This window comes from Corynebacterium maris DSM 45190 (assembly GCF_000442645.1).
Taxonomy (GTDB): domain Bacteria; phylum Actinomycetota; class Actinomycetes; order Mycobacteriales; family Mycobacteriaceae; genus Corynebacterium; species Corynebacterium maris.
Genome location: NC_021915.1, coordinates 1,153,229 through 1,178,593, shown reverse-complemented (window position 1 = coordinate 1,178,593; position 25,365 = coordinate 1,153,229). Strand labels below are relative to the sequence as shown.

The window sequence follows — 25,365 nt, the reverse complement described above, 5'->3', positions numbered from 1 at the left end:
ACTACTTTTTGGTTCCCTCATAAGCCGCCAACGCCATTTCCCGGCTTTCTTTCAGGTCGACGATGGGCTCAGGGTAGGAATCGGTGCCGTGCTCCGGCACCCATCGGGCGATGTAGACGCCTTCGCCGTCGAAACGCTTCGCTTGGGTCTCCGGGTTGAAGATCCGGAAGTACGGGGACGCGTCATCTCCGCTGCCGGCGACCCACTGCCAGTTGAAGGCGTTGCTCGCCGGATCCGCGTCTACGAGCGTGTCCCAGAACCATTCTTCGCCGTGGCGCCAGTGGATGCCCAAGTTCTTGCACAGGAAGGACGCCACGACCATGCGCACACGGTTATGCATGTGGCCGGTCTGCCACAGTTCGCGCATGCCGGCGTCGACGAGCGGGATGCCCGTGGTCCCCGCCCGCCACTCGCCGAGATCGCCCAAAAAGCCCTCGGCGTTCACTGCGCGGCGACCGTCCCTCCCGCCGGCCATGCCCGCAGAAAATTCTTCCGGATCCCACGGCCAGGGGAAGGCGTCGAACTCCTTCCGCATGTTCGTCGTGGCCAGGTCCGGGTGGTAGTAGAGCCGGTGCCACGCGAAGTCGCGCCACATCAGCTGGCTCTGGAAGACGGTCCCGTCCTCGCCGGCGTCGTCGAGTTCTTCGATGGCCGCCCACACCGCGTGCGGGCTGATTTCCCCGAAACGCAGATGCGGAGACAGGCTGCTGGTGGCGGACACCGACGGCACGTCGCGACCGGCCGCGTAGCCCGGGTCGTCGTCCACGCCGTTGATGCGTTCGAGAAAGTCAGCCAGGCGGCGCCGGGCGCCGTCCTCACCCGGTTCCCACACCTCAGCGAGCTTGGCGGTCCAATCCGGATCCCGGCGCGCGGGATGGGACGGCAGCAGGGCCAGTTCAGCCAGGTCGGCGCGGGTGCACTCCAGATCGGCGCCGGGGCCGCGCAGAGTCCGAGGAACCCCGGTCGGCGGCACCAGCCCTTGGACGAAGCTGTTCTCGACGGCGGCCCGCAGTCGGCGCGAGAACGGCGTGTAGACCTGATACGGCCGATCCTGCGAGTTGACCACGTCCGACGGCTCCGCCAGCAGGTGGCCGGCGAAGCTGTGCGCCTGGACGCCTTGCGCACGCAGCAGCTTTTTCAGGGAAGCGTCGAGATCGCGCTGCGGCTGGTGGTAGCGGCGGCTCCAGGCGACATAGGGGGCGCCGATCTGGCGGGTCAGCTCGGGGATCAGCCGGAGCGGATGGCCGTCGAGGACGATCAGCGGCACGTCATGCTCGGCGAGCGAGGCCGCGAGACGCTCCAGGCTGTGGTGCAGCCACCACTGCGTGGCCCGGCCGAGCGCACGTGCCTCGGTGGTCTCCGGGTCTTCCCGCACGTAGACGGCGACCACTGGACCGTGCTCGGCGGCGGCCGCGAGGGCGGCGTTGTCGTGCAGTCGCAGGTCATCGTGGAACACCATGACCGCGGGGCGCTGAGCTGGCAGGTCAGGAAATTTCTCAGTCAGTCGTCCCAGGGTTCGGCTGTTGCTCGTGTCGCTGTCAATCATACCGCCCAACCTAACGCGGTGCGTCCGTTTCCCGCCACGACGCGACCCCGTGATTTTCCCTACGCTGGCGACCAGGAGGTAACCGACATGTCCCACGCACAGACTCAGACCACGCACCCGCCCGCCGCTGACCGCTCGACCGGCGCCGAGACCGGATGGGCGTTACCGGTCATCACGCTGATCGGCACCGCCGTCGCCATCGCCGCCGCTTTCTTAGGCAGCGGCGCGTTAGGCGGCACCCCCATCGCCGAGGCCGCCGGCGGCGCACTGTCGGCCGACGCCACGCCGCTGGCCCCGGGCAGTCCCGCCTTTCGCATTTGGAGCGTGATTTACCTAGGCCTGATCGCCTACGCTATCTGGCAGCTCTTCGGGGTGGCTCGCCGCTCGCCGCGGCAGGCGCAGTTGCGGCCCTGGGCGCTGGCGTCCATTCTGCTCAACTCCGTCTGGATCTGGATGGTCCAGCTCGGTTCCCTCGTCGCCTCCGTCGCGGTGATCCTCGTGCTCTTGGCGGTGCTCATCCGCATCATGTATATCCTCGGCCGCGAGCGGACCGGCGGCTGGGTGGAGTGGCTGGTCAGTGACCTGACCTTCGGCCTGTACTTCGGTTGGGTGCTGGCGGCCACCTTCGCGAACACGTGGGCCTGGCTGGCGGACGCCGGCGCGGACGTCTTCCTCGAAATCCCCATGGGTGTGGTCGGCATTGTCGTGGCTGCGCTGATCGCCGTGACGGCGGCGGTGCTCGACGGCGGCCGGGTCGCGCCAGCGCTGGCCACGGCCTGGGGCCTGGGGTGGATCGCGGCGGCTCGCACGGAGGGCCAGTTCGAGTCCGAGACCCTGGTGTGGGCGGCGGGCGTCGCCGCTGTCGTCGTGCTCCTCTCCCCTGCCCTGGGGCTGCTGCGTCGACAGGGACGGAACACGCAGACGAGCGTGTGACCCAGTGGCGGGAAGCCACGTGATTTCCGGGCATTTCCCGGCGCGCGGCAAGTTTTCTCCCAGAAACCTTCCGTGGTGATCTATCCTCGAGCTGGCCGTCTAATACTCATCGGTTCCGCTGGCCGAATCTTGTCGCCGCCGCGTCGAGGGATGCCCGGAAGTTTGGAGAACATCACTGTGACCACAGTTTTTACCCGGTTACGCCGCGCGGGCGCCGTGACCGCAGCCGCTTTGGGCGCCGCCGCCCTGCTGGTCGCCCCGGCGGGCGCACAAGACGGGGCGGACCCCCTCGCCCCGGACGTCACCTGGGAGGACTGCCCGATCCAGGTCGTGGACCCCGCCGCCGAGTGCGGCCGTATCGAGGTCCCCCAGGAGTACTCCGACCCGGACGACGGGACCATTTCGGTGGGCTTCGTCCGCTACCCGGCCGCCAAGCAGAACGCCAAGCGGGGCACCGTCTTCGGCAACCCGGGTGGCCCGGGCGGCGACGCCTACGGCTACTTCAGCAGCGGCGCCGGCTTCGACTGGCCGCAGGCCATCGTCGACGAATGGGACCGTGTCGCCGTCCAGCCCCGGGGTCTGCAAGGCTCCACGCCGCTGGACTGCACCACCCCGGGCCCCAACGCGGCGGTGGACTACCACTTGTCCTCCGGCGCTTTCCTCCAAGACTCCTGCGAGCAGGCCGACCCGGGCTACACACAATCCGTGACCACCTCGAATACGGCCGAGGACTGGGAGATGGTGCGCCGCGCCCTGGATCTGGACGAGATCTCGATCATCGGGTTGTCCTACGGCACCTACCTCGGCAGCCTGTACGCCACCCGTTACCCGGATCGGGTGGACCGCCTCGTGCTGGACTCCGCGATGGACCCGGCGATTGGCTGGCCGCAGCTGCTGGCCGACCAGAAACCCGGTTACACCCAGGCGCTGCACGACTTCTTCGGCTTTGTCGCCGCACGTGACGACACATACGGCCTGGGTGAGACCCCGTACCAGGTGTATCAGTACTGGGCCGGACTCATTTACCAGGAGTCCGGGCAGACCCCGACGCTGACGCCGCCGCCCATGCAGCCCGGGGAATTGCCCGCAGAGCTGACTTCCGCGCAAAACGAGCAGATCAACGCCGCCGTCGCCGACGCCGTCAACATGACCACCCCGGCTCTGGTGCAGGCCCAGGCGCTGGCCAACCTCGCCGCCAATCCGGAGGCTTCCTTGGTCAACTCGGCCATCTACGCCAACACCTACTCGGTGTTGCCGTGGCCGGCCGAGTGGGACACCTTGGCCCGCCTGCTCAACGGCAGCCTCTTCGACGACCCCGCCTACCAACAGCAGGTCGAGCAGGTCGAGCAGACCGTGCCCAGCGAGGAGCAGCTCCTGCAGATGCAGGCCGACGCCTACAACGCCCAGGCCATGCAGACCATGGTCATCTGCAACGAAACCCGCGGCGAAGGCGACCTGAGCCACCTGCCGTCCTATCTCTGGAACGGTTACGTCATCGTGGATCCGGTCCAGGTCGGCCAGGACGCCTACGCCTCCGGCCAGAGCTGCCGCGGCATCGAACCCTCCAGCCAAATGTTCCCGCTCGACGGCTCCGAGCTGGAGATCACTCCCCTGCAGATCTCTGGCACCGGTGACCCGCAGACCCGTTACCAGGGCCACCGCACCATCGCCGACGCCATGGGCGCCGAAGTCGTCACCGTCAACGGCCCGGGCCACGGTCACCTCGCCCGCGGCAACGAGCGTGTCGACGAGATCGTGGCCGAGTACCTGCGCACCGGCGAAGCAAAATCCACCGAGGTCGAAGGGCTGGGTTAACCCCTCCACCCCGCGACACGCCGGGGCCGGTTAGGCCCCGGCTGCACGCAGGTGCTAAAGTTTCATCCGTTGCGAGTTCGGGTTTTCGGACTTGTCAGTCTCCGTAGCTCAGAGGATTAGAGCACTGGTTTCCGGTACCAGGGGTCGCAGGTTCGAATCCTGTCGGGGACGCAAAATTTTTCAGACGCAAGCCATGAGGCCGGTGCCCACCCGTAGTGGTGGGTGCCGGCCTTTGTCGTGCATTACCCGGCTAGCGGCAGTCATTGCCTACTCCGCGGGCATGATCATCCAGGCCGCCAGGTACATCAGAATCTGCGGCCCGGGCAGCAACATCGACGCCACGAACAAAACGCGCAGCAGGGTGACGTTGATGTTGTAGGTGGAACCGACGCCGCTGAGCACGCCCCCGACCCAATTGTCGGTCCGGTTGCGGCGCAGACGGCGCTGCAGTGCCGGGGTGGTCGGATGAAACTGCGGGTAATCGGTGGTCATGGCCGTGTCTCCTGTCGGTGCGAAAGTCTGTGTCCTCGCCTTTCAGTCAATCCGGCCCGGGGGCGTAAGGGAATCGGGATTGGCCCTGATCCTTCCCTGACTTTTCCGGCCCCGCCCCTTAGGCGTCGGCGGTGAAGCCCGGAGAACCGGGCACGTTGTCGACCTCCATGAGCCCTTCGAAGTAACTTTTCAGCACCGGAGCCACGGCCGGTTCCATGTGGTCGAAGATGACTCGGCGCACGCTCTCGACGTGCTCGGGCGCGGCGCTGGCGAGCCGACGGTGCCCCTCGTCGGTCAGGCGGACGACCACGCCGCGGGCGTCGCCCTCACTCTTGTGTTTGGTCACCAGGCCGCGGCGTTCCATGCGGGTGATCTGATGCGAGGTGCGGGAGCGGTCCCAGTCGAGGCTGGCGCACAAGTCACGCAGACGAAGAGCACAATCGTCAGTCTCGGAGAGCTCCACGAGGACGGAAAACTCAGAGGTGGACAGGTCACTCCCCGCCTGCAGCGTGTCATCCATGGCACGGCTCACTTTGCGGGACGCGGCGAGCATCAGACGCCACAGTTCCTGCTCGTCATCATTTAGCCAACGCGTTTCTGTAGTCATGTCAACAACTATAGCGATCGGGTCCGCCCGAAAGAAACCGCCCCACCCCACAGGGTCACCGTCGATTCACGTTACCCCATCCCCGTTAGCTGCAAAAACACCCGGACGAAAACTACTTGAAACTTTATTGTTGACACGTCACAAAGATCTGTTAAGGTGATATTTGCGAGCGAGACACACGCTCTCAAAAAACTCACTTAGCGGCGTCGGCTGAGATCCCGGACATTAAAGGGATCTACCGACACCACCATCACACAGCAGATTTACAAGGAGAATTCTCATGGCTGACTACAACGGCATCATCGAACTCGACCCCGCCCACACCGCCATCGGCTTCGTCGCCCGCCACGCAATGGTGACCAAGGTGCGTGGCACCTTCTCCGACTGGACCGCCGAGGTCAACATCGACCAGGAGAACCCGTCGAACTCCACCATCAAGGCCGTCATCAAGACCGCCTCAATCAACAGCGGCAACGAGGACCGGGACGGACACGTCCGCGGCGAGGATTTCTTCGACGTCGAGAAGTACCCGGAGATGACCTTCGAGGCCACCGATGTGAAGTTCGACGGCGACCACACGGCCACCGTCACCGGTGACCTGACCATCAAGCAGACCACCAAGCCGGTCACCCTGGACGTCGAGATCGCCGGCTCCGAGGTCGATCCGTGGGGTGCGACCCGCGTCGGCTTCGACGCCTCCACCACCATCAACCGCAAGGACTTCGGACTGGACTTTCACGCCCCGTTGAACTCCGGCGGCGTCCTGGTCTCCGAGAAGATCACGATCGAGATCGAAGGCTCCGGCATCAAGAAGTAAATTCTGACCGCGTCAAAATACTGGACTGACACGACCGGCCCGACACCTTTCTTGGTGTCGGGCCGACCGTGTGTCTGCCGCCTGAAAGCGCCTTCGCTACTTCCCCGCGGACTTCAGTTCAGTGATCGGATACTGCGTCTTATCCGCCACCCAGTCATAGCGCTGCGGGAAACACGTCAGCACGATGACCTGGTTGGAACGACCCATCCGGTCGAACAGCGCGCCCATGCGCTGCAGGCGCGTCGGATCCGTCGACCCCAGCGCATCGTCGACGACCACCGGCATCGAAGTGTCCTCCCCGCCCTCGCCCCGGCTGATCAACGAGGCGACGGCGAAGCGGGTGAGAATCGCCAACTGCTCCTTCGCGCCACCCGACAGCGACGCCAGCGGCACGGTGACGTCCCCGATGGAACGCTGCCGGACGGCGAGGTCGTCGGAGAGGGAGAAATCCACCTCCGGGCCGAAGACCGTCTTGGACAGGGCGATCAGCTCGTCGGCGAAAGGCTGCGCATACCGGGAGCGAGCCGCCTGGTGGTGGCGCTTGATCACGTCCCGCAGCCGCGAGGCGGCCGCCGCCCGGCGCTGGATGCTGTCCCGCAGCCGGGAGGCGGTCTCCTCCTCGGCGACGGCTTGCTGCAGTCGTTCCGCCGCCCCGGCGGCCTGGTCGATGTAGCTGGTCAAGCGCGCCAACGCCAGCGTAGCTTCCTGGTGGCGGCCGTCCAGGGACTTCACCCTCGCCTGCGCGCTGCGCAGCAACTCTTCCTGCAGCTGCGGATCGGCCTCCGCGACCTCTTGATCTGCCTGGTCGGCGGCGGCGCGCGCTTCGGCGAGTGCGGCGTCGGCCTGATCGACCGCCTCTGCCAGCGTCTCGTCCGGGCAGTCGGCAACGGCCTCCTCCAGCTCAGTGCGCAGCTGGGTGAGCTGCTCGTCGAGCACCTCCCGGCGCGCCTGCAGCGTCGCCGTGTCCGTCGCCGCGGTGCTCTCACGCCAGGGCTCGAGGCGGTGTTCCAGCTCGTCGACGAGCTGGTCGGCCTCATCCCGGTCGTCATCCGCCTGTTTCACGGCGTCGGCGGCGGTCTCCGCGTCCAGGTCCTCGGGAAGGTCCGCGTCCTCGAGGGCGTCGGACAACCGGTCGAGTTCCGCGCGAATCTCTGCGGCCGGGCGCCCCGCCAGGGCCCGGTCCAGCTCTTTGTGCGCGTCGGCCAGCGCCGCATCGGCCGTGACACAGCGGTCACGTTCGGCGCGCACCTGCTCGAGGCTGTCGCAGCCGAGGTCCGCCAACAGCTCGTCCACTGCCGCCCGGGCCGCCTCCACCGCCTCGGCGGCATCCGCGCCGGTGGCTGAGCCGGCGTGGTAGACGGCGGTGACGTCGCCGATGCCCAGGGTGGTGCCGTCGGTGAGTTCGACCGCGTGAGCGTCTTCGCCGAGGGGATGTTCCTCCCCGTCCACGGTGATCGTGGTGCCCGCATCGGCGCTCAACTGTAGTTTCGGCACGGTGCGCTCGTGCAGTGCGGTGGCCACCGCCAGGTCGTTGGCGGCCTGCTGCACAGCGTCGACGTCGTCGTCGGTGACCCGGCGACCGCCCGCCTCGCGACGGCACTGGTGGAGGGTGTCCTCCAGTTTCTCGATGTCTGCGAGCTGGTCCCGCAGCTCATCGCGGCGGGTGAGATCGCGCAGCAGCTCCGCGTCCTTCGCGGCGGCGCGTGCCCGTTGCTGGGCGGCGGCGCGCTTTTTCTTGGCCTCGTCCAATTCGCCGGTGAGTTCGGCGACCCGGGAGTGTTCTTCCTCTGCCTTGTCCTTCACTGCGTCGGCCTGAACACGCAGTTCTTCGGCCTGCCCGGTGAGCTCTTCCAGCCGTTCCCGGAGTCCGGAGCGTTCGGCGACTCGTGCCCGGGCGGCTTCCAGGTCGCGGGTGGCCAGTTCCACACGCTGACGCAGTCCGGCGGCTTTTTCTTCTGTGCGGCGGGCGTCGGCGAGTTTCTGCTGCGCGTCCTCGACTGCCGCGTGAGCGCCCGGCAGGGAATCCGCGGCCTCGTCGCGGGAGCGTTCGTGCGTTTCGACCTGCTCGACGAAGCTGTCGAGGCGGGCGACCTCGCTGCGGGCTTCCTCGAGTGCCGCGGCGGCGCGCTCGTGGTCTTTGTCCACTTGCTCGAGGCGTTTGGTGGGTTTTCCGCTTTTGGCCGTGTAGAACAGCTGGTATTCGCGTTCGATGGCGTGCAGCAGGGCGTCGTCCTCGGCGGCCGGCTCCCCGTCGACGTCGTCGTCCTCCCCGCCGACCAGCGCAGACTGCAGGGAGGGGATGCCGGCGGCGGCGATGCCCTCGCCGAGGTCGTCTTGGCGAAGGAAGAGGGTCTGCAGCAGCTGCTTGTCCAGGTGTTCGTCGAGAATTTCGGCGAGCTTGTCCTCCGCCTCACCGCCGGTGAAGCTCTCGCGTCGCGGGGCGGAGATCTTCAGCTCCGCCTTTTTCCGTCGGAGCCACTGCTTGAACACGCTGAAGGTGTACGGCCCGATCGTCATCGTCGCGGACACGGCCGGGGGCTCGTCGCGGCCGACGGGCTGGAAGTCCTTCATTTTCTGCGGTGCGCCGGTGTGCTTGATGGAAAACAGCGCGTCGAGCGCGTCCAGGATGGTGGACTTACCCTGTTCGTTGTCGCCGTGGATGACGATGACGCCGCTGTCCGGCAGGTCCTCGATCTCCAGCCGGTCGATGGCGCGGACGTTGTCGATGGTCAGTGAGTGCAGGCGCATGTTACTGGGCCTCCTTGGTCAGACGGAACAGCAGGTTGACGGCGTCGCGGGCTTCCGTGTCATCCAACTCCTCGCGCAGCAGCTCGGCCATGGCCTCGCCGGCCACGCCCCCGAGCTCCAGGGAGGCCAGTTCGTCGTCCTCCGGTTCCAGGGTCAGCCTGTTCAGCCTTTCCCGGTCGTATAAGGCGGTGAACACCGGGACGCGCTCGTTCAACCCTTCCTCCAGCGCGCGGGTCGCGGTCAACGACAGCGAGCCCTCCAGGGCGTACTTGATGCAGGTGCGGGTCTTGTCCGGGTAAGCGTCCAGCTTGGCCAGGAAGGCGTCGACGTCCTCCTGGGAGTACAGCTCCTCGTGCAGCGCGTCGAAGGTCCACTCCCCGACCGCGACCTTCTTCACCTCCACGCGGGACCGGCCGACGCCGGTTTTGTCCACGGTCACGACCAAGGTGTTGCCCGAATCGTGCTCGCCGCCGGTCTCGTCGCCGACGCGCTCGTGGTAGTCGGTGGTCTCCGGGGAGCCGGAGAACCACACCGCCCCGGAATCGCCCAACGAGGCGGTGGAGTGGGTGTCGCCCAGGGCGAGGTAGTCCAGGGTGCCGTCGATAAGCTTGGTCTCCACGTTGGCCAGGTCGATCAGCCCGGGCGCGGGTTCCCCGCCGAAGGCCTCCACCTGGCCGTGCGCCAGTCCGAGGCGGATCTTGTCGGTCGGCGCCAAGGGCTCCAGCATCGCGCGCACCAAGTCGCCGGTCGGGTGCTTGGAGCGCCACGGCGCACCGACCAGTTCCACGCCCTCGGCGACTTCGAGCGGCTCGGAGTCGACCACGACGTGCACGCCGTCGATGCCGTCGGTGCGGCGGAAGATGGAGTCGGCGACCAGCGGGTCATGGTTGCCGGGCAGCAGGTAGACGGGCACCGGCAGCGCCCGCAGCGCCTCCAGCGCGCGCCCGGTGACGCGGTCGGACAGGGAGTTGTGTTCGAAGACGTCGCCGGCGACGACGATGAACTCGGCGTCGTGTTCCGTCGCCAGCTCACCGAGCCTGGCCACGGCTTTGAGTCGGGAATCGTCGAACAACGCCTGGCCGTCCTGGCCCAGGTACCACCGGATCATGCCCAGCTGGAGGTCGGAGGTGTGGATGAAGGTCACGCGAGTCATGCTTCATCTTTAGCACGTCTGGGCGATCACGCCCGGTCACCTGGTCAGGTAGTCGTACAAGTCCTCGATGTCGGAGACCGCGCGCAGCTGGTCGACGTTGGTGAAAGACACCATCCGCATCGCCTTGTGCAGCAGGTCCAGGTCCGAGTCGTCGAGCGCCGGGGCGACCTGCGGGTCCGGCAGATCCGGCAGCGGACGCCCCTCCCAAAACAGGTCACTGTCCTCGGCCTGGGACTCCTTGGCCACCTCCTGCGCCTGACCCATCACGGCGTGTTCCAGACGGCCCAGATCCATGCCACGCAGCCGGAACACCGCCGGCGGATCCGCGTCGAGCATCTCCGCCAACCTGTCGGCCACCGCGATGACGTGCTTGCACACCGTCACGTAGTCGGGGCAATTGCAGATGAAGCGGAAATCCTCGGCGTCGGCCGCGAGCAGCGTGTCCAGCACCGAGTCACTCAGCTGCCCCCGGCGCGCCCGGGACATCCCGTTGGTGGTGCGCGCGAGTTCCTGCGCCACCTGATCCAGATCGTCGGCCGAGCGGTACGGCAGGGCGATCGTCACCGTGAACGGGTCGTTCTGGGAGCCGGCGACGTGGCCGTGAACCGACCCGTTGCGGATGTCCAAGTCAATGACGTTGCCGGCTTGGTGGTACTGCCGGCCGCGGTTGACCCGCCCCTGGTCGGAGCGGGAGACGGCGGCGTCGAAGACTCGGATCGCCCCGGAAGTGCGGTAGGTGTTCTCGCGCCGCTGCGGGCCGGTTTCCTCCGCGCTGGTCACGCGCGTGCGGGCGCCGAAGTTGGCGTAGATGACGTTGTCGTCCTGCGGGCGTGCGGCCATCAGTTCTCCCTCCCCCGGTAGCTCATCAGCTGCGCCAACTGCTCCGGATCAAGCTCGGTGATCCAGCCCTCGCCTTCGCCGACGACTGCGCCGGCGAGTTGGGTCTTGCCGTCGAGGATGTCCTGGATCGACTCTTCGAGTGTACCTGCCGTGATCATCTTGTAGACCTGCACGTTTTTCTCTTGGCCGATACGGAAGGCACGGTCGGTGGCCTGGTTCTCCACCGCCGGGTTCCACCAGCGGTCCATGTGCACGACCATGGACGCGGCCGTGAGGTTCAGGCCGGTGCCGCCCGCCTTGAGCGACAGGATCATCGCCCGCGGGCCATCGTCGGCCTGGAAGGCTTCGACCATCTTGTCGCGGCCGGTCTTGGTGGTCCCGCCGTGCAGGAAGGGAATTTTCTCCCCGAGCCGTTCCGAAAGATACGGCTGGAGGATGTCGCCGAAGGCGCGGTACTGGGTGAAGATGAGCATGCGCTGCTCCGTCTCCAGCGCGAGCTCCATCAGCCGCATGAGTTCGGCGACTTTGCCGGAGCGGTGCCGCCCCTTGACGGTGACGGCGGACCCGTCGCCGAGGAATTGCGCCGGGTGGTTGCAGATCTGCTTGATGCGCGTCAGGGTGGCCAGCACCAGGCCGCGGCGGGCGATGCCTTCGCGTTCCTCCAGTTGCTTCTGCACCTCGTCGACGAGCGCCTTGTACAGCGACGCCTGCTCGCTGGTCATGTCGACGGTGAGGATCTCTTCGTCCTTGTCTGGCAGGTCGTCGATGATCGCCGGGTCGGTCTTCAACCGGCGCAGGATAAACGGGCTGGTCAGATTCCGCAGCCGCTCGGTCATCTCCCCGTCCTGGTCGCGTTCGATGGCTTTGGCGAAGTGATTGCGGAAAAAGCTCGTCGACCCCAGGATGCCGGGGTTGACGAAGTCGAGGATGGAGCGCAGTTCGCTCAACCGGTTTTCCACCGGGGTACCCGTCAGCGCGATGCGGTGGCGCGACGGCAGGGCGCGGGCGGCCTTGGAGGAACGGGTGGTGGAGTTTTTGATCGCCTGCGCCTCGTCGAGGACCACGCGGTCCCAGGCCGTCTCGGCCAGTTCTTTGTGGTCGCGGCCGACGATGCCGTAGGAGGTGATCACCAGATCCGCCTCGGCGATCGCCTCCTGCAGCTCCTCGCCGTGGAGACGGTCGGTGCCGTGCTGGACGATCACGCGCAGCGACGGCACGAACTTTTCGGCCTCGCGCGCCCAGTTGCCCACCACGGAGGTCGGGGCCACCACCAGCGTCGGGCCGGTGACTTCCCCGCGGTCGTGCTCGACGGCCAACAGGCTCAGCAGCTGCAGGGTCTTGCCCAGGCCCATGTCGTCGGCGAGGACGGCGCCCAAGTTGTTGCGCGACATCCAGTACAGCCAGTCGACGCCGCGGCGTTGGTATTCGCGCAGCTCGGCGTGGACGGTGTCGGGCAAGTCGATGCGCTCGGGGGCGACGGTGGTCGGGTTGCCCAGGAGCCCGGCGTGCCAGGTGGAGCCGGTGAATTCGACCGGTTCATCCGCGGCGGACTCGAGGGCGAGCTGGCGCAGTTCCGCCAGCGTGACTTCGCCGAAACCGGCGTAGCGGTCGTTGAAGCGCTCGTGCAGCTGTTCCGCGTATGCGGCCTTCTCCTCCCAGCCGGGCAGCTGATTGATGCGGGCGAACTCCGCGTCCATCGCCGCCTTGTCCAGGATCGTGCGCTCGCGCTGCCGGGAGGACTCTGCGAGCCGCTCCATGTATTCGTTGATCTTGGCCAGGGAACTCTTGTCCGCCAGCACCCACTCCCCGCGCAACCGGATCAGACCGGTTTTGGAGTTGACCAGCTCGGCCATCTCCTCGTCCGTCAGTTCCACGTCGCCGACGGACAGCCGCCAGTTGTACTCGACGAGCTGGTCCAGTCCGATGTGCGACTGCGTCGCGGACACCGCCGGATCAGTCACCTCGGAGGTCTCCAGCCGGGCGGTGGTCTCTTGGGTGGACCAGGCCCTGGGCAGCATGACGGAAAATCCGGCGGTCCGGAGCTTGGCGGCCTCCTTGGCCACAAAGTCGACGATCTCTTCCGTCGTCAGATACACGTCCCAGTCGCCGCGCTGGGCGGGGGACTCGGGGCCGGGGCCTCCCGCCGGGCGCGGGTGCAGGGCGGCGTCGACCATCGGCGACACCGTGACCGCGCGGCGCAGGGACTGTCGCAACAATTCCACGGTGCCGGAGTCGAAGTTCTCCTCGCGCACCGGGCGCGGGGCGTCCGTCCCCGAACGCACCTGCAGGCGCACCGGCCAGTACAGGCCCGCGGGGTCCGTGCCCCCGCCTTCTTCCGCCTGGCCGGAGAAAGTCATCTCGTCGTCGTTGGGGGGCTGCTCGACGATGAACACCAGCTGCAGGTCGACGGCGGTGATCGAGTTCTTCCAGTCGTTGAGCGCGCGCAGCAGCCCCGCCCCGCCACGGCGGACGGGCGTGGAGTTCAACAACGAGTCCGCGAAGTCGTGCCAGGGGTATGGACGCGGGTCGTCGATGTGTCCGGAGAGGCGGTCGGCGGCGATCCAGTGGACCAGGTTCTCCGCGACGTCCTCGCTCAACAGCGGGTTATTGACGGTGAGGATGCCCGGGGCGGCGGCGATCATCTCCGCCAGCCACCCGCGTTCCCCCAGCCCGGAGGCCAGTTGCCACTGGGGCCACCAGGCGTCGTCGGAATAGGACATTTTGATGGTCACGCGCCCGGCGCGCACGAATTTGCTCAAGCCCGTGTACATGCGCAACAACCAGTACAGGTCCGGGGCGAGCGACGCGCGCTGCGCTTTGGTGGCCGCCGGGTCGGAGCTGTCGAGGAAGGCGACCTGGGAGAGGAAACGCATGAGCTTTTCCGGGCCCAGCGCCATCGTGGGGATGATCAACTCGACGGCCTTGCCTTTGGGCGTCTGGAGCTTGACCTTGGCGCGGTGCCGGAAGGAGTCGTCGTCGAGCATCGCTTCAATCGTCGGGGGGAAAGTGCCGGAGGGCACGGCTGAAGGCAGGACGATGCGCCGTCCCTCAGCCTGCTCGATCCAGAGGTTGAGCCCGGATCCGCCCAACCAGAGACCGTGCAGGAGGAAAGAAGCCATAAAGGTCTTTGTACCACTTGCAGGGGCCGAGGACGAAGGAACGGTCGGGTTAAGGAAACCTTTCAACTTCCTGATGCACCCATATGAGTGGAGAGGATGTGTTCCGAGCCATAAGCACGTAGGGTGAGTCACTGCTTGTGCGCCGGTGTTAGCTGGCGCGCTAGTTTTGCCCGATTTATTCATTCGATTGCAGACGCAAGGAAACTGTCCATGACAGAGCAAACCTGGTTTATCATCGCCATCGTTATCTACCTGGCGATCATGCTGGCCATCGGCTGGTGGGGATACCGCCAGACGAGCCAGTACGACGACTACGTGCTCGGCGGTCGAGGACTCCCCCCGTTCGTCGCCGCACTGAGCGCCGGCGCCTCGGACATGTCCGGTTGGCTGCTGATGGGCCTGCCCGGCGCACTCTTCCTCACCGGCATGAGTGAAGCGTGGATGGCCATCGGCCTGCTGATCGGCGCCTGGGCCAACTGGAAGTTCGTCGCTCCGCGCCTGCGCGCCTACACCGAGGTCGCGCAGAACTCCATCACCGTGCCCAGCTTCTTCGAGAACCGGCTGCGCGACAAGTCTCGTGCGCTGCGCATTCTCTCCGCCGTCATCATCATCTTCTTCTTCACGTTCTACGTGGCCTCCGGCATGGTTTCCGGCGGGCGCTACTTCGAGGCGACCTTCGACGGCAACTACCTGACCGGCATGCTCGTCGTCGCGGCGATCACGATCATCTACACCTTCGTCGGCGGCTTCCTCGCCGTGTCCTACACGGATGTGGTGCAGGGGCTGATCATGCTGGTGTCGCTGCTGGTCGTGCCGATCATGGGCCTGATCGCACTGGACAACCCGGGCGACATCTTCTCCTTCGCCGCCGATAACCCCTACGCGTCGTACACGGAGGACGACCTCAACACGACGTACTTCAGCATGTTCGCGGGCGTCTCCGCCGCCGTGATCATCGGCAACTTGGCGTGGGGCCTGGGGTATTTCGGCCAGCCGCACATCATCGTGCGCTTCATGGCGCTGCGTTCCCCGAGCGAGGCCAAGGCCGGCCGCTTCTGGGGCGTCTCCTGGATGGCGCTGGCCCTTCTCGGCGGTCTGATGACCGCCCTGGTGTCCACGGTCTACTTCGCGCAGAACGACGCCGCGGTCACCGACCAGGTCAACTTCGAGACGGTCTTCCTGGACCTGTCGCGCATCCTGTTCCACCCGCTGATCGCGGGTCTGGTGCTGACCGCCGTGCTGGCCGCGATCATGTCCACCATGTCGTCGCAGCTGCTGGTCGTCTCCTCCTCGCTGATCGAGGACCTGTACAAGATCGTCGCCAAGACCAAGCCGTCCGAGCGCACGCTGCTGCTCCTGTCGCGTGGCGCGGTGCTGGTCGTCGCGCTGATCGCGCTGGCGCTGTCGATCAACCCGAATGACTCGATCCTGGGTCTGGTCGGCTTCGCCTGGGCAGGTTTCGGTGCGGCCTTCGGCCCGATCGTGCTCGCCTCGCTGTACTGGAAGCGACTGAACTCCGCCGGCGCCATCGCCGGTATGGCCACCGGCGCCGTGGTCTCCATTGGCTGGGGCATGTCCCCGCTCTCCGATCTGATGTACGAGATCGTGCCGGGCATCATCGCCTCCACGGTGGTCATGATCATCGTCACCCTGGCCACGAAGCCCCCGCAGCAGGAGATCGTGGACGAGTTCGATGAGGCGGTCACCCTCGCCGAGCGCAAGACCCCCGTCCGCGCGGCCGCCGAGCCCGCCGCAACGGAGCCGAAGACGATCTCATAGCCACGTCTTCCCCTCTGCTTGCCGCTCAAGCCGCCCTCCTCTTCGGAGGGCGGCTTTGGCGTGGAGTGGGTGTGCGCGGGGCCGGATGAGCGCAGAGGGCGTGAAGCGCAAGATTCTTAGCCCTGGCCGGGAAATTGCGCCTTTTCGTCTGCGCATTGCTACTTTTCCGTTAATTTTTGCGTCCTCCGGGTCGGTGACGAGGAAACCCGCCTGCAGGCCACGATAAAAATCTTCCCGCCCCTGGAACGGGCACATCCCTACGCCACGCCCCGCCCCGGGGGAACCCGCCACCCCGGCCGCGCAGTCTAAAGGGGTGTGTCTATCAGACCGTTTCCCGTGTATCTGGCAATTCTTTCTCTCGTGACCGTGGTGGCTGCGGCGTGGACGTGGCTGCCTCGGCAGGCCCCGCTGCAGCAGGAGGACCTGGCGCCGGTGGAGCACTCGCTGGCGGACGTCCCCGAGGTGCCGCAGCGGGTGCGCGTGCTCGGTTATGACCGGGCGGCTTTCGGCGCCGGCTGGCGGCCTGAGGGCGGCTGCACGATGCGGGAGGCGGTGATCAACACGCAGTTCGCCGTGGCGCCCGCCGCTGACTGCGCACTGCCGCATACCGTGGCCCGGGATCCGTACGCGGGCGAGGATCTGGTCGCCGGCGAGGTGGAGATCGACCACATTTTTCCGCTGTCGGCCGCCTGGGATTTGGGGGCGCATTCCTGGGATGACGCCCGCCGGCTGGCGTTCGCGAACGATCCGCGCAATCTGGTGGCCGTGCACCGGTCGGTCAACCAGCAGAAGTCCGACCAACTGCCTGCGCAGTGGTTGCCGCCGGACCCGGCTGCCCGCTGCTGGTACGTCCAGCGCCTGGCGGAGGTGGCGGCCGTCTACGGTCTGGCGTTGCCCGGTGAGGACGCCCGGGTGATGCGCGCGCAGTGTTCCGCGCTGCCCGCCCTGCCGTGATGATCGATGCGAGGCAAGGGCGGGGTTCATTGCCGCCCAGAATACGGAGCTGGCAGAATCCTGGGACAACGGCAAAAACCGCGCCCGCAGCGAGTAGTGACTCCCTCTGTGTTCCGCGGTGAAGTGAAAGGGTGGCGAGCACACGATGACGGGCAACGATTACACGGAAGCGTTCGAGGACTTTTCAGGTTCTCTCTACCAAGACGAGGAGCGGAGCACCTGGTTAGACGTCTTTCCATGGATGGCGGGGCTCGACGACCTGAAATGGGATGTGCGGATCGACCCCGATGACACCGGAAACTATTTCAGCAGGATCGACGACATCGCTTTGCTCGCTGCAGAACAAGCACATATGACGGTCGGTGAGCTCATCCCCGATCTTCCGGCTTCCCTCGATCTTCTCGATATCGCCATAACCGCCAGCATTCAGCGGGCCTTGATCGACAACGGCGTCGTGACCGGCCAGGACCTGGCGACGCTCACCATCGAAGACATCGCCGACTGGCACAAACTCGGCGCGACCCGGCGTGCATCTCTGCTCAGCGCCGTGATCCATCGAAGCTTGGAGGCCGCACCCGAGGTCACGGAAGTCGACGTCGACGAGTTGCTCGAGTGGGACAGCATGGAACCCGCAGCCGATTCCGGACCGGCATGGGTGGCGCATCTGGCGGAGCAGTTGCAGCGGCTGGCGGAGTGGAACGTCGCGATCGGATTGCCGGACGCCCCGTTGTTGGGCCCGCAGCAGCCCTTTACCCCGGCACAGATCACCGAGGTACGGGCCGACATTGAACGCATCAGCGCCGTCGGGGTCCTGCCTCCCGAGCGAGCCTCCAAAGACTTGAGTGTGCTCATCGACGAAGAAATTGCGAAGCTCGATGAGCGCGCTCCCCTGATTCTGCGGAAACGCACCTTCGCCGATACCCCGGCCAATCTGCAATCCCTCGGCGACGAACTGGACCTGACTCGGGAGCGGGTCCGCCAGCTGGAAAATCAGTACAAGGACGCGCTGTTGGCCGCGCTGAACGGCAACACCGTTATGGCCGCGGTCATTCGTTCCGTCAACGCGATGGTCCAGTCGGTGGTGCGCATCGAGGATCTGCAGTTGCGGATCCCGGCGCTCGCCGAAGAAGTCACCTCCGTGGGACAACCCGTCTGGCGGGTGTTGGACCGGTTTGACGACCAGTACGAAATCGTCGACGGGTGGTGTCTGCGCCCCTCCGAAGAAGAAGCCGTCGCCCGCACCATCAGCCAGGTCGAGGAGGCCGCAGATGAGTTCGGCGCGGCGTCCTTCCTAGACGTCGACAAGGTGCCCACCTCTGACGAGTCAGACTCCCTCCTCCGAACGAAGAAATGGCTCATCCGCTGCGGTTTCACCATTCTCGACGATCATGTTCTCGTCCACACCGGTTCAGTGCAGGACTATGGCGCCGCGATTCTCTCTATCGAGGGCACCCCGATGACAACTGCAGAGATCCTCGAGAAATTCGAGGAAGAGCGCACAATCCGCACTGCTCGCAACGCCTTCGCCAAGGATGAGCGTATCGAGCGGACTGACCTCGACACGTGGGGACTGGTGGCTTGGGGTCTCGACTCCTACATGGGAATTAAGCCTGCGATCCGGAAGATTCTGGAGCGTGAAGGCGGCGAAGTTCCGCTGCGTAAGCTCATCGAGGAAATCACCTCCTCGTTCACTGTCTCGGAAAAGAGCGTCATGTCCTACGCCATGCAGCAACCTTTCGAGTCCAACGGCGGGGTCGTCTCGTTGGCGTCGAAGTCGAAGCGCCCGGACCGACAACCCGAGGACACCGCACGTATGTTCCGTCGGTGGAACTCGTGGATCCATCGCATCACCATTAATTCTGAGCACCTTCGCGGCAGCGCTTCACCGTTGCCGACCGCTGCGATCAATCTGCTGGACCTCGATCATGGACAGTCCCGGACATTGCCGTCGCCGATGGGCGGCCAGACTGTGGGCTGGACGGGGCCGCAACCGTATCTGGGGACTATCCGCCGTATCCTGCATGAGCAAGATTTCGAGGAGGGCGACGACGTGTTCCTCGTCTTCCGCAACGACGGGCACTTCGACATCGAGCCGGTCGCAGAGTTGACCGGTGCCCCACTCGATGATGCGCTGCGGTTGGCGGGTGGCCGACCCGCCCGCGCCGTGGCCACCGTGCGTGACCGGCTGGCCACCGCGATCGGGTTGGACGCCGGCGCCGAAGTCACCGATATCATCGCGGCCCTGACCAAACGCGGCGACGACGACATAGTCACGCTGCTGGAACGGCACCGGAACGAAAAAGCGGGAAGTTAGTCTCCGCTATCCGTCGGTGATCACGGCCTCCGGCCTGAGGTCCAGCCGGCGCAGGGTCTGGGCGTTGAGCGCCACAATGATCGTGGACAGCGACATCAGGACGGCGCCGACGGACATCGGCAGAATGAACCCGAAGGGGGCGAGCACGCCGGCGGCCAGGGGCACGGCCAGGAGGTTGTAGCCGGCGGCCCACCAGAGGTTCTGCACCATCTTGCGGTAGGCGGCCTGCGACAGCGCAAACACGGAGAGCACCGCCCGCGGGTCGTCGGAGGCGAGGACGACTCCGGCGGAGGCGATGGCCACGTCGGTGCCCGCACCGATCGCCACGCCCACGTCCGCCTGGGCGAGGGCGGGGGCGTCGTTGACGCCGTCCCCGACCATGGCCACCCGCCGGCCCTGTTCCTGCAGGGAACGCACCGCGGCGGATTTGTCCTCGGGACGTACGCCGGCGAAATAGTCATCGATGCCGAGTTCGGCGGAGACTGAGGCCGCCACTGCTTCGGCGTCGCCGGTGATCATGACGACGCGGGCGCCACGGGAGTGCAGGGCGTCGACCGCCTCCCGGGACTCGGGGCGGACCTCGTCGTCGAGCCGCAGCGCCCCGGCGACGCGGGAGTCGATGAGCACGTGCAGGATGATCGCGCCGTCGGTGCGCCACTTTTCGGCGACCTCCAGTTCCCGCTGGTTCTCCTGTTCCAGCAGATATGGCCCTCCGACTTGGACGAGACGGCCGTCGACGCGGGCTTCGACGCCGACCGCCGGAGACGAGCTGAAGTCGGTGGCGGGCGGGACGGTCAGCCCGCGGTCGCGGGCGGCGCCGACGATGGCGGTGGCCAGCGGGTGCTCGGAGTCGGATTCTGCGGCGGCGGCCACGGCGAGGAGCGCGTCGTCCGACATGTCGACGGATTCGACGCCGTTGACGGTCGGGGTGCCCTTGGTCAAGGTTCCGGTCTTGTCGAAGAGCACGGTGTCCACGTCCCGCATGCTTTCCAGGGCCATGCGGTCGGTGACCAGCACCCCGGCCTGCGCGGCGCGTTCCGTGGAGGTGGAGACCACCAGCGGGATCGCCAGCCCCAGGGCGTGCGGGCAGGCGATGACCAGCACCGTGATCACGCGGGCGACGACCTGTTCCGGGGTGCCGATCAGCATCCACACCGCTGCGGTGACCGCCGCCGCGGCCAGCGCGTACCAGAACAGCCAGCCGGAGGCCCGGTCCGCCAGGCGTTGGGCCCGGGAAGAGGAATTCTGCGCGTCGTCGACGAGCTTGCTGATGCCCGCCAGCGTGGTGTCTTCGCCCAGGGCGGTGACCTCGACGCGCAGGCCGGAGTCGGTGGCCACCGTGCCGGCGACCACGGCGTCACCTTCCCTGCGGCGGACGGTGGCGGATTCGCCGGTGATCATTGACTCGTCCATGCTCGCCGAACCCTGGATGACGTGGCCGTCGGCGGGCAGGGACGCGCCCGGGCGGACGATGACCACGTCTCCGAGGCGCAGTTCCGCCGGGCTGATCTTCTCCACGTCATCGCCGACGACGCGCTCGGCCTCGTCGGGCAGCAGCGCCGCGAGAGAGTCCAACGCGGAGCTGGTCTGCGACAGGGAGCGCATTTCGATCCAGTGGCCCAGCAGCATGATCACGATCAGCAGCGCCAGCTCCCACCAGTGCTCCAGTTCCGGGTTGATCCACCCGAGGGTGGCCGCCCAGGAGGAGAGGAAGGCGACGGTGATCGCCAGGGCGACCAGCAGCATCATGCCCGGTCGGCGCTGTTTGATTTCATCCCACGCCCCTTCCAGGAAGGGTTGCCCGCCCCAGAAGTACATGACGTTGCCCAGGATCGGCGAGACCCACAGGCCGGCGCCGCTGACTTCGTAGCCGAGCAGGTCGCCGAACATCGGCGAAAACAGCACGGTGGGCACGCCCAAGACGAGCATGATCAAGAACAGGCGGCGAAAGACCGCGGCGTGGTCACCGTGATCGTGATGGTCGTGGTGATCTCCGTGCCCCGTATGATCCGCCTGCTTCTCGTGCTGGTGGTGAGCGTGGCGGCCGGTGTCGTGAGCCGCGGCCATAGGATGTCCTCCTCTGCGGGGTGGGTGACGGCGAAGGGGGCGACGCTTCCCCTGCGTGTGCGGTCGGCCCCTCACCCCCACCGTATACCCCTAAGGGGTATATGTCGACGGCGTTTCCGTCCGCACCGCTTCCGCTCAGCTCACCACTCCGCCGGCAACTGCGGGCTGATGCCGCGGAACACGTCCTCGGATTTGTCCACCGCCTCCAGCATGCGCGCCCAATCAAAGCCCTCCGGCAGGGCCTCCTCCCCCATCCCCAGCCGGTTCCACCACGGCCCGCCGGCCCACTGCGGCGCCATGTCCAGGCGTTGGCACACCAGCGCGGCGGCGACCCGCAGCTCACGCAACCCCGCAGCCCCCGTATCACCCTGTGCCTCCGCCACGTCGCTGACGCCCTCCCCCAGCCAGACTTTCGGGTACTGGCCCAGAAACAACGACGCCACGGCGATCGCCACCGAAGAAAACGTCTCCGCGTAGTCCTGCACGGACAACTGCACCAGATACCAGTTCTCCCCCGGCGCCATCCGCGGCCGCGGCGGTGAATCCGGGCGGGCGTCGGCGCCGAGAGACACGGAAAACGCGTTGCCCTCCGGATCCAGGGCCGGCGGCAACACCACCATGCCGATCCGCCATAGGTTCCGCAGGTACTCGATCCCCTGCCCAGAGACCCCGTAGGCCTCCCATCCCTGGTAGCGCCCCACGTTCTCCTCCGACACGACCAGCCGCCGGCTCCACTGCATCCGCTCCGCAGACACCGCGACCAACCCGCCCCAGTCCGCGCCCTCCGGGTCCATGGCGGCGACGTCGCAGTCGCGGAACACGCTGGTCCCGTCCCCCAACACCAGCCCGACCGCCTCCGGCACGACTCGGTAGCCACGCACCGACCACTCGAGCTCACTGGCCCAGACGCCGCGGGCGAGCTCCCCGACCTCGCTGCCGGTCAACGATTCCAACGTGGACTCCCGCCCTGTCAGCTCCGCCACCTGCACCCCCAGCAGCGCTGCGTCATGCGGCGCCCACTGGGGATTGCCCGCGACGGTCTCCGCCGTGAGCCGCTCGGCGGCGCGCCGGACCTCCCCATCGGCGTACAGCGCAAGGGCGGCGCCGACGTAATCTCCGACGTCGGTCACCTCCCTGTCGGTGAGCAGTTCGCGGCCGGGACCCGGGTCTTCGGACGGATCCTCGCCCGCCACCGTGATGTAGTCGTGGAACTCCCAGGTGGCGTCCTCACCCCGCAGCACCGCCTCCATGCATTCGGCGACGATGAAGACCACCGACCACCGGACTGAGCCGGTCACCGGCACGGCAGGGCCATAGAGGTAATCCTCCACCCAGTGGTCTTCGTAGTCCGGCAACCCCAGCCGGCGGGAAACCAGGCGGACGATGAGGCTGGATTCGATCCGCCAGGGCTGCACGGGTGGCCGCCCCTCACCGTCGATCCCCCTGACCGGCAGGTGCGCCGCGACGATCTTGGCCAGGGCATGGAGCACCGTCGGCATGATTTCTTCGGTGTCCGGGGGCAGGAGGATGCGGTAACGGGACTCTGCTTCCCGGTCAGCGGGACTGGGCCCCGCCAATGCGGCGCCGCCGCCATACCCGCGTGTCTGGATCTCACTGACGACGTTGTCCGGAAGTTCCCCGGAGAAATCGACGTAGACGCCGATGCGCCACAGCTGCGCCAGCAACTCCCGGCCGTAGTCGCTGAGGCCGTCGCCCAGGTGCAGGTAATCAGGCGCCCCTTCTGCCGGGGCGGCGTGCCGGAAGAAGAATTCCGTCTGCGGGCCCGCCTCTTCCGCGGCGGGGTCCCGCGGTTCCGGGCCCACGGGGCGGACGTGTTCGGCCGCCCACAAGGTCATCTCGGCGCCACGCTCGACGACCCGGATCGGCGGGGCCCCGGCGTGGGGCACGAAACCGCGGGCGAGCCAGGACCGGGAGCTCTGGATGAGCGGGATCTCTATGGCCGGCCCGGCTTCGACGATGTAGTGTCGCGCGACCTGCACCGCGACGGACAGGGAGAACCGCGGGTTGCTCACGGCGTAGCGCAGAATCCGTCGTTCGACGTCTGCGTGTGACTCCGGGGCCAGCACCTCACGGAGCTCAGCGTCAATTTTCGCGTACACCTCAAAGGCCCGTTCCATGATCTGACTTCCCCGCTTTCTGTCGGCACGACACCGGCGGCAAAAACGCCGGGGCCGTGTTCTCGGAGCACACGTTCGTGCCGTTCCTTCTTCCGCCGTCATCCCCCTTCAGAGGTCTCAATCCCATCGAGCCCGAGACGTTCATTCCAGCGCCGCGGGCTTTCACGTGCTTCCCGCCAGAATACACTCGACTGCGCATGCCAGTGGGAGCGCCGTTCTCCGGATTACCCAGTTAACCAGGAGTTTTACCTTATGGGCGGCGGGCCTTTAAAAAGTTTTCCCGCCTGACGGGCCCCACCGCCCACCCAGACGCCCACCCCGTGCTGAAAGGCGGGCGTCGAAAAGCAAAAAGCGGGTGCGTCACCGAGGAGGGTGACGCACCCGCTCCCGGCTCACGCCGTCACGGTCTCAGGTCAGTCGTTGACTCCATAACGGTGTCCGAGCATCAGCCCTTCCACCGAACCGGCGGCGTCGAAGACCAACGCCCACCGCAACGTCGCCGGAGCGGGGATCGACGGGGAGTCGAACCACTGCGCGGCCGCCAGGCCCGGGCGGGCCTTCTGGCGGAGGCGACGCGCCGCCAACCAGGCGATCAGGTCCAATTCCAGATCGCTGGCCAAGTCGCGGACGTCGACTTCCTCGTCGTCCTCGTCGCCTTCGAAGCCGCCCAGCAGGTGCAGGGCCGTGACTTCCGTGACCATCCCCAGGAGCAGGCCCATCACGGCCTGCGGGGGCACCAGGGGGTTGAGGTCGTAGTGATACAGCACGCCGGAACCGAGGTCGTCCTCTTCCGGCTCATCCAGGTCGAGGTAGCAGGGCGCGTAGTCCGGCAGGCTGAAGTTCCACTGCACCAGGCCGTTGGCTTCGTAGAGTTTGCCGAACATGGCGCGCTCGCGTTCACCGACGCAACCGGCGAACTCCTCGAAGTCCGGGGTCTGGAACTCCGGCTCACCAACGGTGCGCCACCGCACCGGGGCAATCAGTTCGTCGCGGGGCGCGCCCGTGACGTCCGCGGCCAGAAACAATTCCACGTCCTCGCCGTGGGAGCCGGGGACGATGATCGGGCGCGCGGAAGGCCGCGGGAAAGCGTCGTACAGCGACCATTCCAATTCTGTGCGCAACGGGGTGCGGCACAATTCATCCCACATGCTTCTGACGGATATTTTCATGGGCCCATATCGTCGGGCCAACTGTTCTGCCGCGACCATGGCCTGGCACGCGGTCAGCTGAACGTTTACAGCGGCGAATTCGAGCATCCATCGCTCCACCGCCGCCCGCTTGCTCCTGCCCATGATTTGTTTTACTTCATAGGCGGTCTCGCGGAGGATTCGCATATCGCTCATGGAGACTATTCCACCACATGGCGAGGGCATTATGTATATGTGTCCGGGAAGCGGCTCTTTTTCCGCCGCCCGCCAGGGGCCTTCTTTCCACCGAAAGGCGGAAAAGGGGGTCATCCAAAGCTGGAGTGGGGCTAGCGCCCGTCACGGCAGGCGCTTCAGATACCACGCGTCCATGGCCGAATGCCCCGACCCCGGCAGCGGTTCAGGCAGCGACTCGAAGCCGTATTTTCCGTAGAGGACGCACGCGGCCTTCAGCCCGTGCATGGTCTCCAGGTAGCAATGCCGGTAATGTTCGGCGGCGAAAGCCAGGGCCGTGTCCATGAGCTTTCTGCCCAGTCCCCGCCCCTGGACGTCGGGGCGCAGGTACAGCTTCTGGAGCTCGCACACCGCGCCGGCGCCGATAAAAGGGGCGACGCCGACGCCGCCGACGACCTCCCCGGCCACCTCCGCCACCCAATACCGCGCGTGATGCAGCCCGCGGTAGTGCCCGTGCAGATCATCCAACTCGGGGTCGGCATAGGCGGAACCAGGGATCGCCAGGTCATGCGCCACCAGCGATTCCCTGATGATGGCCGCCACCGCCGCGTTGTCTTCGGCGCGTATCTCCCGAACAATCATCCGGCCCCCTTCATGTGCTTTCACCTCAGCGTAGAAGGGGCGGCGCCCGCGCACGAACCCCGGAAAGCAGGAAACGCTGCCT

At 66.6% G+C, this 25,365-nt stretch carries 17 protein-coding genes and 1 tRNA gene; 7 read left to right on the top strand and 11 right to left on the bottom strand.

The window, feature by feature from the left end:
- Position 1 precedes the first annotated feature (1 nt).
- On the bottom strand, positions 2 to 1,546 hold the full coding sequence (locus B841_RS05600) for a cryptochrome/photolyase family protein (RefSeq protein WP_020934516.1): 1,545 nt from the start codon (positions 1,544 to 1,546) through the stop codon (positions 2 to 4).
- Between the two features lie 87 nt (positions 1,547 to 1,633).
- Between B841_RS05600 and B841_RS05595 the strand changes: the two genes are divergently transcribed.
- The 3 genes from B841_RS05595 (at position 1,634) to B841_RS05585 (ending at position 4,465) form a co-directional block, all read left to right on the top strand.
- Entirely contained in the window at positions 1,634 to 2,479 is an 846-nt protein-coding gene (locus tag B841_RS05595) for a TspO/MBR family protein (RefSeq protein WP_020934515.1), read from the top strand.
- Between the two features lie 177 nt (positions 2,480 to 2,656).
- Positions 2,657 to 4,294 carry an alpha/beta fold hydrolase gene (locus B841_RS05590; RefSeq protein ID WP_245561065.1) on the top strand — a complete coding sequence of 546 codons (1,638 nt, stop codon included), beginning with the start codon at positions 2,657 to 2,659 and terminating at the stop codon, positions 4,292 to 4,294.
- A 97-nt stretch (positions 4,295 to 4,391) separates the two neighbouring features.
- Positions 4,392 to 4,465 (top strand) — tRNA-Arg (locus B841_RS05585).
- Positions 4,466 to 4,561: 96 nt separating this feature from the next.
- Here B841_RS05585 and B841_RS05580 read toward each other — a convergent pair.
- Together B841_RS05580 and B841_RS05575 are read right to left on the bottom strand one after the other, a co-directional pair.
- Positions 4,562 to 4,786 carry a PspC domain-containing protein gene (locus B841_RS05580; RefSeq protein ID WP_020934513.1) on the bottom strand — a complete coding sequence of 75 codons (225 nt, stop codon included), beginning with the start codon at positions 4,784 to 4,786 and terminating at the stop codon, positions 4,562 to 4,564.
- Positions 4,787 to 4,904: 118 nt separating this feature from the next.
- Positions 4,905 to 5,393, bottom strand: coding sequence for a MarR family winged helix-turn-helix transcriptional regulator (locus B841_RS05575; protein ID WP_041631768.1), 489 nt, complete (start codon positions 5,391 to 5,393; stop codon positions 4,905 to 4,907).
- Between the two features lie 280 nt (positions 5,394 to 5,673).
- Between B841_RS05575 and B841_RS05570 the strand changes: the two genes are divergently transcribed.
- Positions 5,674 to 6,210, top strand: coding sequence for a YceI family protein (locus B841_RS05570; protein WP_020934511.1), 537 nt, complete (start codon positions 5,674 to 5,676; stop codon positions 6,208 to 6,210).
- Positions 6,211 to 6,306: 96 nt separating this feature from the next.
- Here the strand turns inward: B841_RS05570 and B841_RS13320 are convergent, their stop codons facing one another.
- The 4 genes from B841_RS13320 to B841_RS05550 are packed head-to-tail and all read right to left on the bottom strand — an operon-like array spanning position 6,307 to position 14,070.
- Positions 6,307 to 8,958: an AAA family ATPase gene (locus tag B841_RS13320; protein ID WP_020934510.1), complete on the bottom strand. Its 2,652-nt coding sequence runs from the start codon at positions 8,956 to 8,958 to the stop codon at positions 6,307 to 6,309.
- Between the two features lies 1 nt (position 8,959).
- Positions 8,960 to 10,111 carry a metallophosphoesterase family protein gene (locus B841_RS05560; protein ID WP_020934509.1) on the bottom strand — a complete coding sequence of 384 codons (1,152 nt, stop codon included), beginning with the start codon at positions 10,109 to 10,111 and terminating at the stop codon, positions 8,960 to 8,962.
- Positions 10,112 to 10,147: 36 nt separating this feature from the next.
- Positions 10,148 to 10,951 (bottom strand): SWIM zinc finger family protein, encoded by an 804-nt coding sequence (locus tag B841_RS05555; RefSeq protein ID WP_020934508.1) that lies wholly within the window; start codon positions 10,949 to 10,951, stop codon positions 10,148 to 10,150.
- Positions 10,951 to 14,070, bottom strand: a complete 3,120-nt coding sequence (locus B841_RS05550; protein WP_020934507.1) for a DEAD/DEAH box helicase — start codon at positions 14,068 to 14,070, stop codon at positions 10,951 to 10,953. Before B841_RS05550 ends, B841_RS05555 begins: the two co-directional genes overlap by 1 nt.
- Positions 14,071 to 14,280: 210 nt before the next feature.
- Here B841_RS05550 and putP point away from each other — a divergent pair, with 210 nt between their 5' ends.
- The 3 genes from putP (at position 14,281) to B841_RS05535 (ending at position 19,117) form a co-directional block, all read left to right on the top strand.
- Positions 14,281 to 15,849 (top strand): sodium/proline symporter PutP, encoded by a 1,569-nt coding sequence (gene putP, locus B841_RS05545; RefSeq protein WP_020934506.1) that lies wholly within the window; start codon positions 14,281 to 14,283, stop codon positions 15,847 to 15,849.
- A gap of 360 nt (positions 15,850 to 16,209) precedes the next feature.
- Positions 16,210 to 16,803, top strand: coding sequence for a GmrSD restriction endonuclease domain-containing protein (locus B841_RS05540; RefSeq protein ID WP_020934505.1), 594 nt, complete (start codon positions 16,210 to 16,212; stop codon positions 16,801 to 16,803).
- Positions 16,804 to 16,948: 145 nt separating this feature from the next.
- Positions 16,949 to 19,117 (top strand): sigma factor-like helix-turn-helix DNA-binding protein, encoded by a 2,169-nt coding sequence (locus tag B841_RS05535; protein ID WP_020934504.1) that lies wholly within the window; start codon positions 16,949 to 16,951, stop codon positions 19,115 to 19,117.
- A gap of 6 nt (positions 19,118 to 19,123) precedes the next feature.
- Here the strand turns inward: B841_RS05535 and B841_RS05530 are convergent, their stop codons facing one another.
- The 4 genes from B841_RS05530 to B841_RS05515 form a co-directional block, all read right to left on the bottom strand.
- Complete coding sequence (locus tag B841_RS05530) at positions 19,124 to 21,184, bottom strand: heavy metal translocating P-type ATPase (RefSeq protein ID WP_020934503.1); 2,061 nt, start codon at positions 21,182 to 21,184, stop codon at positions 19,124 to 19,126.
- Positions 21,185 to 21,324: 140 nt separating this feature from the next.
- Complete coding sequence (locus B841_RS05525) at positions 21,325 to 23,322, bottom strand: hypothetical protein (protein ID WP_020934502.1); 1,998 nt, start codon at positions 23,320 to 23,322, stop codon at positions 21,325 to 21,327.
- A 413-nt stretch (positions 23,323 to 23,735) separates the two neighbouring features.
- Positions 23,736 to 24,665 (bottom strand): hypothetical protein, encoded by a 930-nt coding sequence (locus B841_RS05520; protein ID WP_156844719.1) that lies wholly within the window; start codon positions 24,663 to 24,665, stop codon positions 23,736 to 23,738.
- 141 nt (positions 24,666 to 24,806) lie between these two features.
- Positions 24,807 to 25,283: a GNAT family N-acetyltransferase gene (locus B841_RS05515; protein ID WP_020934500.1), complete on the bottom strand. Its 477-nt coding sequence runs from the start codon at positions 25,281 to 25,283 to the stop codon at positions 24,807 to 24,809.
- Positions 25,284 to 25,365 lie beyond the last annotated feature (82 nt).

What these genes read in the sequence shown, in the direction of transcription:
- B841_RS13320 (WP_020934510.1), bottom strand. Translation starts at nt 8,958, where the DNA reads ATGCGCCTGCACTCACTGACCATCGACAACGTCCGCGCCATCGACCGG.
- B841_RS05550 (WP_020934507.1), bottom strand. Translation starts at nt 14,070, where the DNA reads ATGGCTTCTTTCCTCCTGCACGGTCTCTGGTTGGGCGGATCCGGGCTC.
- putP (WP_020934506.1), top strand. Translation starts at nt 14,281, where the DNA reads ATGACAGAGCAAACCTGGTTTATCATCGCCATCGTTATCTACCTGGCG.
- B841_RS05570 (WP_020934511.1), top strand. Translation starts at nt 5,674, where the DNA reads ATGGCTGACTACAACGGCATCATCGAACTCGACCCCGCCCACACCGCC.
- B841_RS05600 (WP_020934516.1), bottom strand. Translation starts at nt 1,546, where the DNA reads ATGATTGACAGCGACACGAGCAACAGCCGAACCCTGGGACGACTGACT.
- B841_RS05515 (WP_020934500.1), bottom strand. Translation starts at nt 25,283, where the DNA reads ATGATTGTTCGGGAGATACGCGCCGAAGACAACGCGGCGGTGGCGGCC.
- B841_RS05560 (WP_020934509.1), bottom strand. Translation starts at nt 10,111, where the DNA reads ATGACTCGCGTGACCTTCATCCACACCTCCGACCTCCAGCTGGGCATG.
- B841_RS05520 (WP_156844719.1), bottom strand. Translation starts at nt 24,665, where the DNA reads ATGAGCGATATGCGAATCCTCCGCGAGACCGCCTATGAAGTAAAACAA.
- B841_RS05575 (WP_041631768.1), bottom strand. Translation starts at nt 5,393, where the DNA reads ATGACTACAGAAACGCGTTGGCTAAATGATGACGAGCAGGAACTGTGG.
- B841_RS05555 (WP_020934508.1), bottom strand. Translation starts at nt 10,951, where the DNA reads ATGGCCGCACGCCCGCAGGACGACAACGTCATCTACGCCAACTTCGGC.
- B841_RS05535 (WP_020934504.1), top strand. Translation starts at nt 16,949, where the DNA reads ATGACGGGCAACGATTACACGGAAGCGTTCGAGGACTTTTCAGGTTCT.
- B841_RS05580 (WP_020934513.1), bottom strand. Translation starts at nt 4,786, where the DNA reads ATGACCACCGATTACCCGCAGTTTCATCCGACCACCCCGGCACTGCAG.
- B841_RS05525 (WP_020934502.1), bottom strand. Translation starts at nt 23,322, where the DNA reads ATGGAACGGGCCTTTGAGGTGTACGCGAAAATTGACGCTGAGCTCCGT.
- B841_RS05530 (WP_020934503.1), bottom strand. Translation starts at nt 21,184, where the DNA reads ATGGCCGCGGCTCACGACACCGGCCGCCACGCTCACCACCAGCACGAG.
- B841_RS05595 (WP_020934515.1), top strand. Translation starts at nt 1,634, where the DNA reads ATGTCCCACGCACAGACTCAGACCACGCACCCGCCCGCCGCTGACCGC.